The organism is Sphingomonas sp. (assembly GCF_017304635.1).
Taxonomy (GTDB): Bacteria; Pseudomonadota; Alphaproteobacteria; order Sphingomonadales; family Sphingomonadaceae; genus Sphingomonas.
In genome coordinates, this window is record NZ_JAFKMA010000001.1 from 324467 (window position 1) to 337549 (window position 13083).

General features: G+C 59.7%; 10 protein-coding genes. All 10 read right to left on the reverse strand.

What is annotated here, in order from left to right:
- Positions 1-27: 27 nt before the first annotated feature.
- Entirely contained in the window at positions 28-1194 is a 1167-nt protein-coding gene (locus tag J0I47_RS01540) for a glycosyltransferase (protein ID WP_294044681.1), read from the reverse strand.
- The gene (locus tag J0I47_RS01545; protein ID WP_294044682.1) at positions 1195-2115 is read right to left on the reverse strand and encodes a glycosyltransferase family 2 protein; all 921 of its coding nucleotides are present in this window, start codon (positions 2113-2115) and stop codon (positions 1195-1197) included. It lies immediately after the preceding gene.
- Between the two features lie 10 nt (positions 2116-2125).
- Positions 2126-3244 (reverse strand): acyltransferase, encoded by a 1119-nt coding sequence (locus J0I47_RS01550; protein ID WP_294044683.1) that lies wholly within the window; start codon positions 3242-3244, stop codon positions 2126-2128.
- A complete protein-coding gene (locus tag J0I47_RS01555; RefSeq protein WP_294044684.1) occupies positions 3241-5328 on the reverse strand; it encodes a bi-domain-containing oxidoreductase in 2088 nt (695 codons plus the stop codon). Before J0I47_RS01555 ends, J0I47_RS01550 begins: the two co-directional genes overlap by 4 nt.
- On the reverse strand, positions 5325-6911 hold the full coding sequence (locus J0I47_RS01560) for an alginate lyase family protein (protein ID WP_294044685.1): 1587 nt from the start codon (positions 6909-6911) through the stop codon (positions 5325-5327). The genes J0I47_RS01555 and J0I47_RS01560 overlap by 4 nt, the downstream gene beginning before the upstream one ends.
- A gap of 89 nt (positions 6912-7000) precedes the next feature.
- Positions 7001-8242 (reverse strand): glycosyltransferase family 4 protein, encoded by a 1242-nt coding sequence (locus J0I47_RS01565; protein ID WP_294044686.1) that lies wholly within the window; start codon positions 8240-8242, stop codon positions 7001-7003.
- 9 nt (positions 8243-8251) lie between these two features.
- A complete protein-coding gene (asnB, locus tag J0I47_RS01570; protein WP_294044687.1) occupies positions 8252-10045 on the reverse strand; it encodes an asparagine synthase (glutamine-hydrolyzing) in 1794 nt (597 codons plus the stop codon).
- A 68-nt stretch (positions 10046-10113) separates the two neighbouring features.
- Entirely contained in the window at positions 10114-11334 is a 1221-nt protein-coding gene (locus J0I47_RS01575) for a hypothetical protein (protein ID WP_294044688.1), read from the reverse strand.
- Positions 11331-12698 (reverse strand): O-antigen ligase family protein, encoded by a 1368-nt coding sequence (locus J0I47_RS01580; RefSeq protein WP_294044689.1) that lies wholly within the window; start codon positions 12696-12698, stop codon positions 11331-11333. The genes J0I47_RS01575 and J0I47_RS01580 overlap by 4 nt, the downstream gene beginning before the upstream one ends.
- 23 nt (positions 12699-12721) lie before the next feature.
- Entirely contained in the window at positions 12722-12991 is a 270-nt protein-coding gene (locus J0I47_RS01585) for a hypothetical protein (RefSeq protein ID WP_294044690.1), read from the reverse strand.
- Positions 12992-13083 lie beyond the last annotated feature (92 nt).

Sequence of the window (13083 nt, forward strand, 5' to 3'; positions counted from 1 at the left end):
CGAACGGCGTCGACTTGCGGAGCGGCATTAGCCTGCATCGCCAACGGATTGCGAGCGACCCATAGCTTCGAACAGGCATTTCGCAAGTGCTGCCGTATCTTCCGCCGGGTTCAATCGACGTTCGATATAACTACGCACACGCTGGCGTTGTGCGGCTCGATCGGTGGGCGAACTGTTCGCCAGCACGCGAACGGCGACGACAAAATCTTGGGGACGATCCAGCGGAATGTCCCAGCCTATGCCGTTTGTCGCCAGACCACGCCATGGTGTCTGGTCGCTGAGCAGAACAGGCGTGCCCGCGCTCATCGCATCGACGATCGCATGGCCAAAATTCTCACCCATCGTCGGCAGCAGAAACAGGTCTGCGCCAGCCAGCGTTGCCACGACATTGTTCTGCGCGATCGCCCCGTGGACGTTGACGCTCAGTGTTGGTGGGGCGCCCGCGATCGCAACCTTGCATTCCGTCCAATACGCCTCGTCGGTTACAGGGCCGTAAATGTCGAAATCGATCGGGATTCCAGCACGTCCGAGAATATCGAGCGCCAAGGTGAGGTTCTTCTTGCGATCGATCCGGCTGAGAAAGGCGACGCGCAGACGCCCACCCGCGATCTCGTCGCCGCGTGGCGGCATCGGGGCGAGCGGTCGAATATTGGGACCGAGCAGGATAGGTCCGGTGCCGATCAAGGCGCGCCGCAGATATTCGCCTTCCTCGAGCGTCGTCGCCTGGATTGCGACGTCGGTAAGCAGCCCGCCGAATCGCGCCACCTTGAGAAACAAGGACTTTCGGCCGTGCTTCAGGGCAAACGCGCCTGGCGAGAACTCGCCGCGGGGTGCCACCATCATGGGGCGCCGCGGGATCAACCCGAGCCGGCGCTGTACCAACGCCGGCACGGTCAGTTCCATGTCGAACATTCCGTTCGAGACCAGCAGGTCATACGGCGTTGTCGCCAGCAATCGGCGCAGTCCAGTAGCGCCGAACGCGTCGCGCGACAAAGCGATACGATCAACACCGTGCAGCGTCGTCCATTGCCCGGTCGGCTCGCTGCCGAGTCGCATCGAGACGATGCGGAAGCGAAATAGATCGGAAAGGGCGTCGACCATGCGCAGAAGGCTCTGGTTGGGGCCGGTCGCATCGAATCCTGGCTGGAAGACGCCGAGCAACGTCAATATGACGGGTCTGTTATCGAAAACCATTCAGATTTCCGATGGGGTCAACACGATCTTGTACCGCTCGGCCAGATGGGCACGAAATGCATCGAGACCATGCTCTGCGATGTAACGCCGCCCTTCATCGACTTTGGCGTCCATCAACATGAAGTTCCAATATCCCTGCAAGAAATGGAATACGAACCCGCGGCGACCATCCAGGAAGCCGAGCCGCAAAAAATATCGTTGCAGGAAATATAGGGTAGCGCGAAGGTATAACGGGCTACGCGCATAGATGCTATTGCGCATGAATCTTTTTCGTTGGGCTCGGGCATTCAACTGTTCGGCTGTCGCATTGCGCGGGATAAGCTCGTATTCCAGGTTAAGGAATTCGACCATCTGTCGCGTCGTATAGCTGTTATGCTTATCGGTCCACCACGTCAGGTCGCGAAGATTGTCGTCAACCAGATCCCCGGTTTTCAACCAGATCGTCCTGCCGTGAAGCATAGCGACGTGTTCATCCATCCAACGTTGTTCGACATGCGCCGCGCCGGCGCGCCAGAGGCGAGTCAGAACTGTCTTGTAATAACCACCCCAACGTATCCACCGGCCCTGAAAATAAACCTTGCGGCGCATTTCGATGCCGGTGACGTCAGGCGGGAGTCCGGGAAGGGTGGCACTGATTTCCGCAATCAACTGGTCTTCGAGGTATTCATCGGCATCGACCCGCAAAACCCAACCTTGCGTCACTGCCGCTTGTTCGAGACCCCATGCGAACTGAGCCGCATGGTTGACGAAGGCATGCTGATAAACCTCAGCGCCAGCCGCACGCGCGATGGCGACGGTGTCATCTGTCGAGAAGCTGTCGATCACCACGAGTCGATCCGCGAGCGGCCGCAGCCGTGCCAGGCAGCGGCCGAGATGAACGGACTCGTTGAAGGTAAGCACGACAGCGGTGATCGACGTCATGGCAACCACCTTAAGCCGCAACCTTGCGGCCGAACACGCGCCATGGCTGTTCGACATACCGGTAAGTCATTTCGGATGTCGCGATCACGAAAGCTAAATACACCAGTGCGGCGGCATTGCCGACCAGGATCGATTCGCCCTGATGCAGACGACGCAAAACGAAGTCGATCGACGTTACGATCGGAGTATGGACCATATAGATGGAATAGGATCGTTTGCCGAGGTGTTCGAGTGGCTTGATCTCCAATATGCGTCGTACAATCGACCCATGGTCGGCCGCCATGAGTCCGATGAGGAGGGCGAAGACAAAAGGGACAAAATAGCCAATCCACTGGTTTGATCCCGTACGTGCGATCATGGTGAGTGCGCACGCGATGACAGCCAACTGCGACCAACCGGCGATCGACGGCGGGAGGGAGAATGTCGATTTGCGGTCGATCACCATCTGCACGAGCACGCCGAGTGCAAAGCTTGCGATACACCGGATGAAGCTGTGCGCGAAAACGCCTTCAACGCCGAGCGGACCGTTGAGCCATGCCAGCAACGCCATCCCGGCAATCGCAAGGAACGACCATACCGACCACTGCAGGCGGTGGCGACAGCCCAACGCGATCAGGGCAAATGTGCAATATGCGAACCATTCGGTGCTGATGCTCCAGCTGGGCGCGTTCAGGATCTGTCGGTTTGTGAACCCCATCGCTTGTAACAGCGTAAGGTTGAGCGGCACGAGCCATGACCAATCTTTTGTGACCGTTGCCGGGCCTATCTCGCTTCCCGGCGTGCCGACTAGGTTGCGCGCAGCGATCAACGCAGCCATTGCCAACAGGGTAACGAGATGAAGCGGATAGAGGCGGAAGAAGCGTCGTATCAGGAAACGTTTTACCGACCCTAAGCTCTGCAAGCGATCACGATAGTTCATCGCGATCACGAAGCCTGACAGAACGAAGAAGAAATCGACGAACAACCAGGCCTCAGGGATGAACGGCACGGCCTTCAGCGATGTCGGCCACGGAATATGAACGATCGTCACCAGAATGGCGCACAGGAAGCGAAGCGATTCCAGATTCCAGTAATATCGCCGATCGCCTGCATAAGTACGCAGAGCTGGTACCTCTGACGGGGCGGTCATGCTAACGCGATGGTCGCGCGGCTTACCGAGAGCAGCGTATCAAGATCGATCGGCGCAGGTGCGGCGCCGCGCGCGGCGGCTAAGAAGCGCTTGACGAGCTCGACTTGTCCCTTGTCTTGGCGCGCCCGCCGGCGTTTCGTCTTGCCATTGCGAGAGATTTCGATGCTGCTGAAATCGTCGATCACCACGATCGCGCCGGGCCCGAATATCTCGATGCGTTCCTTGGCGAGCGAGGCATCGCCGACCGTTGCGTACGTGATTGTGGCGACCGAGCCATCGGCAAAGCGTAGTACCGCAACAAGGCTGGCGTCGGGACCCCGTGGGCAGAACCGTGCGACTTCCATTGGAGGCGATCCGGCCACGGCGCTGAGGAAGTCGACGAAGTGACAGACTTCGCCGACGATCCGACCACCGCCTTCATTACTGTGCACCCAGCTTTCGCGCGGGATTGGCCCCGCATTGATGCGATAATTCATTACTAGTGGTGCTTGGCGATCCGCGAACAGCGCTTGCGCTTCGATCGTCATAGGCGCGAACCGGCGATTGAACCCGACGGTTAGGACTGACGAGCTTGCGCGCGCTGCGACCTCGACGCGATCGAGTTGCTCGTCGTTGAGCGCTAGCGGCTTTTCGAGAAAGACGTTCTTCCCGGCTTCTAGCGCTTGCACCGCAAGTGCCGCGTGACTGTCGTGGCGAGTGGCGATGAAGATGTCGCTTATCGCAGAATCCGCGAACACCGTGCCGGGATCGGTTACGGCCCGGGCAAAGCCGAATTTCTCTGCCGCACCATAGGCGCTGATCGACGTCGAGGTGACGACCGCATCCAAGCTGCCTCCACCTGCCGCGCGGTAGGCCGGCAGCAATACCGAACGCGCATAATTGCCGAAGCCAATAAAGGCAGTCGCTCCGGCTTGCGCCGTTTGCCCACGCGTTGTCTCGAATACGGAGATCGCTCGCTCGGGAGGCTTGCGCGTGTCTTCGGGATAATCGAGCATGATCGCGAGATACGGCTCGCTCGTCTCCATCAGTGCGTAAGCGTCCGTGGCGTCGGCGATCGGAAAACGATGTGTAATCAATCGATCGGGCGTCACTCTGCCCTCGGCGACCAGTCGCAGAAATGCTTCCATGTTGCGTTGCTCGGTCCAGCGGACATACGGCAACGGGTAATCGTGACCCTGCTGTTCGTAGGCCGGATCGTACCGGCCGGGTCCGTACGACATCGACAGCCGCAGATCGAGCTCGCGCTTGTAAAAGGGTTCGCGGTCCAGCGCCATGCCGACCATCCCGACGATGACAACGCGGCCCTTCATACGGCTGATCTCGGCGGCTTCGTTCGCGGGAACGTTCGATTTCGTCGAGGCCGTCACGATCACGGCGTCAGCCCCGTTGCCGGCCGTGGCCTGTGCGACGATCGAGGCCAGATCGGTCGAGATCGCAATGTCGGCGCCCATTTCGCGCGCGAGTTCGGCACGGCGTGGGTTGGGATCGAACCCGATCACGACACAGCCATTGGCCTTGAGCAATTGTACGGTGAGCAATCCGATCAGACCAAGCCCGCTGACGACAACGGTCTCGCCCAATGTCGGCGCCGCGACGCGCACGCCCTGCAAGGCGATAGCGCCGAGCGTGACGAACGCTGCGGCGTCATCGCTGACATTGGAAGGGACGCGCACGCAAAGATTCTTGGGAACTGCATTGTACTCGGCGTGATTGGCCGTTCCGGCCCCGGCGCAGGCAACGCGATCGCCGATCGAAAAGCCGCTGCCGTCGCCGGCCTCAATCACGGTACCGGCCAAGCTGTAACCCAACGGGATGGGTGTATCGAGCTTTGCGAAGACCTTGCGGGCAACCGGGGCAAGCCCTTCGGCGCGGACCTTGCGCATGACCTGGCGAACGAGGTCGGGGCGGGCGATCGCTTTACCAGCTAGCGACGATTTCGCCAGGTCGACGATCTGCTTCTCGGTACCGGCGCTGATGAGCGATGTGCTTGTTGCAACCAGTACTCGTCCTGCGCCCACACGCGGTGCCGGCGCATCGATCACACGGAGGACGCCGCTTCGGTAGTTCTGCTCGATCTGCTTCACTGTATCGGTCCGTCTTGCGTGGCAAACGTCAGCGAGGCGGCTACCACATCGCGGGGCCATGCCATCACCAATCGCTTGGTCGGTATCTCAATTCCCATGTCGGGCCACCATACGGCCGGCTCGATATCGAACTCGAACGGACCTGCGATGACGGCGGTCGCCCTGCCACAGGTAATCCGCACTTTGCCAGCGCTAATTGGGTCGGCCGACACCTCTGGAGCGAGTAATAGCGAGGTACGAACGTGGGCGGTAGAAAGGTGGTCGATCTGGTCGTCGATCCGAAACGAGCGGGCGGTCCCGTTGAACCGACGAACGACCTTCGGACCGCGATACCGCACGTATCCATCGTGCGTTCCCGTCACGATCACACGGTCTTCTTCATATCGGTATTCAGTCTCGACCGCAGCGCGGCGCCCGAGACGGAAAGCGCCGAAGAACTCGCCCTGATCCATACCGGCGATCGACAAGGTGTTGTGCGATGCTGCCGTGCGGCTGGTGCGGCGGCGCTCTCCGTCGATATATTCGTAGACGCCTTGATCGACGATCATCCGCCGTCCGGCGACGGACCATTCGAAGCTGAATATGTCGCCATGTCCATGGGCCGGCAGATTATCCGCTGCGATCCGCCCGGCATCGATCATTAACGCGTTACCGGCATCGTCTCTGCAGCCGAAATATCCGGCCGAGGGCAGGGTAAATCGATCGTGAGGCTCGATCCTGCCATTGCCGTCGAAAGCACAGGCTAGTTCTGCCGGGGAATACGCCATGTGCAACCCCGCGTCGCTGAATTGCGCGACCAAGCCGTCCGGATGTGTGAGGTTGGCGACTATCCTGACGGCTGGTTCGAGCAGCTCCGTGATCTCGCTTTGGACGGCAGGTCCCACGACCGCACGGATTTCCAGCAGATCGGCGACGACTTGGCAGTGATAGGACGGCGACAGTTCGAAATGCATACCGTCCGAAAGGAATTGATCCCGTAATGCTTGTCGCAGCAGTACCAGCCCGCGCTTGCTCCACCGTGCCGGTTCAGTGCCGTCGAAATGACAGGCTGCGATCAGTAAGGCTTTGATATTCTTGACGAGATGATTGCCTCCGATATCGCGCTCGAGATGTCGCAGGAGATAACGAATCTGGTGCGCCAACGAATCGAGCAGTCGCGCACAAAAATCACATGGCAATCGGTCACGGCGCACCGACAATTGCTGACACCAAACGACCACGCGGATCGATAGCGCATAGGCATTCCAAGCATCGGCATCGCTGCCACGTCGATAGACCGGGTTCGCGACGATCCAACTGTCGATGAGCGCGACGAAGCTCGTATCGTCCACGCTTTCCAGGAACTCCATGTAATGCAGATTCATCCGCCACAATTGACGTGATCGGGTAGCGGGCACGTGTCCCCAATCAATCGGCAAACGAAGCGGGACGGTCGTCCCTATAAAATGCGTGACCAAGCAATCGCCATCCATGGTTGCCAAGTCGCGGCGTGGGGCGAAGACTGGCGGCGTAAGGCCTGTCGCATGGTCCGGCACGGGAGGATCGCTCGGACGGACGCCGTGACGCTCCAGCGTGCGACGCATGCGTAACAGAATGCGGAACCCGATCTGGCTGGCCGGAACGTGTCGAACGAACGCAAAGGCTTGGCTAAGTCTGTCATATGCCCGCGCGATCATCGGCCCGCTCGATGGTCAGCCACGGCCTGTTCGAGGATGGCAACATACTTTTCCGCGAGACGCCGTCGGTCGTGATGGATTTCGACGAAAAGACGTCCCTTCTCTCCCATTCGACGAGCGCCAGCAGGGTCGTCGGCCAGCATCCGGATCGCTTCGGCGATTGCCTCGGCGTCCTCTGGAGCCACGGCGACGCCCGCGCCGCTTCGTGCCAACAGGCTTTTGGCCTCGCCCTCCACACCTAGGACGATCGGTCGGCACAGCGCCATCGCCTCGAACATCTTCGACGGCAGCACCGCTTCAAATGCTTCCGAGCGACGAAGCAGAACCAAGCTGGCGTCGGAGATTTGCCACATTCCCGGCATATCACTTTTGGGTCGTTGGCCGGTCATGATGACGTTGCCGAGATCGCGTTGCGCCACAGCTTTTGCTAGACTGTCCCGCTCCGCGCCGTCGCCGACCATCAGGATGACGATATCGAGCCGGCCGCGCAGCAACTCGGCGGCATCGAGCAGAGCCGTCAGGCCATGCGCCATGCCGTGCGTCCCAATGTAAGCGGCGATGAACCGCTCGCCCAACCCGAGTTCGGCGCGCAGTCGGCGCCCGGCGTGCTTGGCGGCCTCGACATCGTAAAAGGCAAGGTCGACGCCATTCTCTATAACGTCTACGGTGGCCCCCTTGGGCCGCCATCGCTGGATGTGGCCGACGAACGCTGGCGACAGCGCCACGATCCGGTCCGCGCGGTGATAGGCCCAATGTTCGATCGCTTCGAAAAATCGCGTAATTGGCGAATGTTTCGCGGCGCCGACAGCCACGACACTTTCCGGCCACAGGTCACGTATCTCGAGCACCCAAGGCCGCCGGCGCTGGAAGAACGCTCCGGCGAGCCCGCAAAAAAATTGCGGCGACGTCGAAACTACGATGTCCGCCGACGGGATCCGCCAAGCATTGAGTATCACCGCGATCATGTAGCTGATGAACGACAATGTCCGACGGATCATACCTTTGTTGGCGGACAACAGGATGCCGACACGAATAATGTCGATTCCTTCGATTGTTTCGCGCTGAAACCACCGATTACGGTATCCAGGATAGACGATGCCGTTTGGGTGATTGGGTGCGCAAGTCACGACGGTCACACGATGGCCCATCGCCTTCCACAGACGGACATTCTCCCACGTCCGCGACGCAGGCGCGTTCACTTCGGGCGGAAAATAATGGGTCAGGAACAGGATGTGCATAAGTGGACGTCAAGCGAAGGCTTGGGCGACCTCGCTCGACCACGCGCGCGAATCGAGCCGGCTCGGCGCATCCTGGCGAGGATTGAGCCATTGGCCGATCGGCACCGTGAATCCCGTCCGGGCGCGATCGCTGCAGGCGCGGGGAAGGGGACGCGAGGGGGCTTTCGCCAGTGCGGCCTTACCTGCTCCACTGGCCAGTTTTGCTGTCACCGGAGCGATTTGCCGTAATAGTTCCCAATCGACTAGCGGCGTACGCAACTCGAGCGAGTGCGCCATGCTGGCCCAATCCGAATCGCGCAGCAACTGGTTCCGCATGTAGTTCGAGGTTTCGAGTGCAGCGACGCGGGCGATGTCGCTCTTCGGATCGGGACGCATTGTATCCGCGATACAATCCAGCGGCCGCAGTCTCGTAAGACCTTCGCGGACCACGTCATCGTCAAGTGAAGCCGAAAGTTCAGACGGCAACAACACGGCGCGCCGCAGCAAATATGCGCCCGCCCAACTGCGGCCGAACTGAAGGACGCCTAGTGCCTTCGGGTTGCGCGCTGCCCACCCCGGTACCAGCGTGGTGGCCGCCGAGCGGGCAAGCGGGCCCGCGAACGGTACCGTTCCCATCAAGCGAGCGAGACGACGGGTTCGGGGAACCGATGAGAATGTGCTGTATCCGGCCAGGAGCTCGTCGCCGCCCAAGCCGGACAAAACGACCTTCAATCCAAGCTTGCTTGCTGCTCGGCTGACAAACCAACTGTTGATCCCGTCGATCGAGGGCTGGTCCATCGCGTCGAGAATTTGGGGCAGGGCGTCGGCGAAATCCTGGCGCGTGATCGTCTCGACATGGTGCTCGGCGCCATAGTGACGAGCGACCTCGCTGGCGATCGGCACTTCGTCGGCCGGGGTTCCGATCAACTCCTCAAAGCCGATCGTGATCGCGCGCACGCGTGAAGCGCCCGCATCGCGCATGAGTCCGAGCAAGGCGCCAGAATCGGTGCCCGCTGACAGAAAGGTTCCGACCTCGACATCCGCCACCATATGTGCGCGGACGCTGTCGAGCGCCGCCTGGGCGACGACGGCGTCGACCGGTTCGTGAGCGGCGCGTGCGTCCGACAATCGCGCAGCGATACTGGCCCAGCGAATCGGCTTGCCGGCCCCCCCACCGCCCACTGTCATATGACTACCCGCCGGCAAGGCGCTCACCGCACGATAGATCGTGAATGGTTCTGGCACGGAGCCAAGCAATTGAAAACCGACCAGACCGGCCGGATCACGGTCGTGCGATATACCGCCGCCGGCGATCAACGCCTTGACCGAGGATGCGAATCGAAACGCGCCCGATTCGTTTGAGAAATAGAGCGGTTTGATACCATAGGGGTCGCGCGCCAGAAACAGCGTGTCGTTTCGCCTATCATGGATCGCGAAAGCGAACATTCCGCGCAAGCGATCGAGCATGCCCGCACCATAGCGTGCATAAAGGGCAAGTAGCACCTCCGTGTCGCTGGCCGTGCGGAAGTGGTGGAAGCCGCTCTGCTCAATTTCCGCGCGTAGCGTTTGGTAATTGTAGATTTCACCGTTGAAGACGATCGTCAGGTCGTCCCCGGCAAAGTGCATCGGTTGCAACGCGCGAGCATGGAGGTCGATAATCGCCAAGCGGCGATGTGCCAGGCCGACACGGCGATATGGATGGAGCCAAAGACCAACGCCATCCGGCCCCCTCGCGACCATCCGATCACGAATTCGGATGAGTTCCGTCTCGTCGACTTCGGGGCTCGCGGCGCCATAGGCATAGATTCCTGCAATTCCGCACAAAGTCGTTCAACCCCGTATGTGAGATGCCGCTATTAAGCGAACTTTATGACGACTCAATCGCCGAGCGGTCATTGCGCTCGATGAATCACCACGTCGTCGAACCAGTAATTCAACGGATTGTCGCTACGCTCAGCCAACAAACGGACGCGGATCCCGGGACATCCCGCCGGAACAGTGAAGCGTATCGATTGGAGCGTCCAGCCAGTTCCCAATGGCGTCGGCAGCTCGGCCGGATCAAGAGCGCTCGAATCCTTGACGCAGTAAATTTGCCAGCGCGCCTTGGGGTCGGCATCTTGGGCATCGGAGCGTGCGCGATACGACAGCGCGTAACGACCGGGTGACAGCGCCGTTACCTGTTCCGCCAACACCAATTCGCTCGGAGTATCGATCGTCACGGCGAGGGCCGGATTATGCGCAAACTCGCCTTGGCGTGCGATACTTGCCTCGCCTCCCGCCTGATCCAGGATAGTCCAGTCGAATATGGTGGCGTCACCTCCGGGCTTGTAATCCGCGTCGGGGCGGCCAAAGCCGGAGTCAATCAATGGCTGATCCGCAGCGCGCCGGCCGAACAACTGCTCATGCAGCGTCCAAGCGAGATCAAACTTGCCAGTGTTGACCAATGTCGCCAGCGTCGCACGAGCTTCTGCCGGCGTTGCTCTGGCGTTCGTCGTTTGCAAGGCGGCGAGAATCGCCGCCGTTCCAACCAACTGGTCCGTTGTCACATTGCCGCGTAACTCGAAAAACCAAGGGCGCCAATCGGGCTGTAATGTGAGTCGTTCGACAAGTATCCGGCGCGCCGCTGGTAACGCGGAAAGCGCCCGGAACACGGTAAGCACTTCGGTGCGTGCGCTATCGTTCAAGATCAACGCTTCGCCACGTTCGACCGCATTGGTCATGTCGTTCGTGGTAATTGCACGTTCAAGTGCCCAGCTTTGAGTCGGCGCGTCGCGCCAACCGGCGGCGGCGGCCAGCGTCATCAGGTCGTCATAGCGACGATAATTGCCCATCGCGCCGTTAATCTTTCCCAGCAGGCGCAGTGGGCGTGCCGCGATCGGAGATGCGTGCACCGCATCGAGCGCCCAAGGCAAAGCGCGTGCCGCATCCTTTTTGGCAAACGCGCGTTCTGCCGAATCTGCCAGCGATTGCGGCCCGGCAGTCAGGAACCGCAGGGCCGTTGCGCCGCTCTTGCCGTCAACGGCAGCCGATGCCGAAAACCACATGCAGACTACCGAAAAGGCCGCCACTATTGCTAGCGCCAATACACGGACGGTCGTCGACGAAGCCATCATCGCTTATGCATCTCGCGTCGATCTTCGGCCTCTTTTGATCGTGAGCAGAGCATGACCAGTAGTAAAGCTGTCATTGCCGATATGCTATAATTACGTATCGGGTAGTCAACGATCGAATGTAAAGCAAGGAATAACAGTGCTGCCGCCGATGCTCGACCTAAGTTATCCTGGCGTGTCGTGAACTTGAGGCGTTCTTTCTTAATTGCGTAAAATATGATGATGCTAAGGGCGTAAATGACCACTACACCGCCTATTACACCACCTTCAATAAGTATTTCGAGGTAGTCATTATGCGCGTGATTAAGATAAGTATCAGTTACGAGGTCAAGACTTTCAGCATGACGAAACACGACATCGAAAGTCCCAAATCCCGAGCCAGCCGGGAAATAAGTTGACAACGTGTAGAATAAATCGCCAATCGACTGAATTCGGGTCTCGTGATCCAGGCCGGCAGCGCTTCGAAAGCTTGGCAAATCGACTGAGCCGTAGAATACCGCTATCATTACTGGAGCCAGCAGCACCAACGCGATCAATGTGAGGCGGAACAAGCGATCCCATGAGGCAGCAACGGAAATTGCCAGAATCGCAGCCGGAACAACGAATGCTAGCGCTGCTCGGGAACCGGAGGCCACGATCATCGCCGATAAGAATAAGACAAATGCGGCCGCGCCAGGCAGCGCGAACCGACGAATCTGGCGGTCGATCGTTGGAAACCCGCCGCGGCGGACTTCACGGCAAATGCAACCGGCAAACAACATGGCCGCAGCCAGCAAGTCCACTTGGTGATTGCTGTTGATGAAGAGTCCGGCCGGAGTATCCGCTTGAGCCAGGCGCCAAGGCGCCACCCAGCCGATTCCTACCATCTGCAAACATTGTAAAAGTGCCGATACCGCACCGGCTATCACAACGGCCAGCGCAAGCCCAACCCATGACTGCGAACGTCGCACCGCAACCAAGACGACAGCTGCCGCGGGCAGCAATGCCAAAGCGCATTGCATAGTCGCCCAAGGCAGCAACGATATCGGCATTGACATACGCGACAAGCCCGCTGCGTCTAGCGCCGAGGCTTCAAATGTCCGTCCGGGCAAAGCGGACCAAATATTGAAAGGTAAGGGAATGAGTTGTGCAGCGACGAGCAATACTATGCCGCCAAACAGCACAAGCAGCGATGCTGGCGGCACATTGAATTGGGCCCGCCCCAACAGGCGAGCACTAATTAGCGCCGCGATCAAGCCGGCGGCGCTGATTTCAAGAATCGCGCCAGTTACTGGCTGATGAGCGCCTCCGCCACCAGCCAGCAAGCAGGCCAAAAAAAACATGACGCCGAACCAGTCGGCGCCATGTTTTCTTATAGCCTTCGGCAATCGGTAAGATTGCACCCTAAAAACTAGGGCGACTTCGGCTTGCTGCTGCCGCTGGTCGCTGCGACAATGCCGCCAGCAATCGCAAGCAGAGCGAGCACCGCGACGATCGCGCCCGTGCCATGCAACTGATTTGCATTCTGCTGACCACCGACTTCACGGCGAGCATCATCAGCACTCACCTTCGCCGGCACCGCCTGCGACGCACGCACCGCAGCCGCACTGGCACCGGAGACCGGTACCGTGGCCATAAGAGCGCCAGTCATAGCCAGGCTCGCCATTTTACGAAGCTTCATTAAAGCACTCCCTTTTGAAACTCATGCTTCCAACCCACGGCGCAAGCGGATGTTCCGCCCTCCTGCATCGCCGATTGCAAAGCGACGTGGCG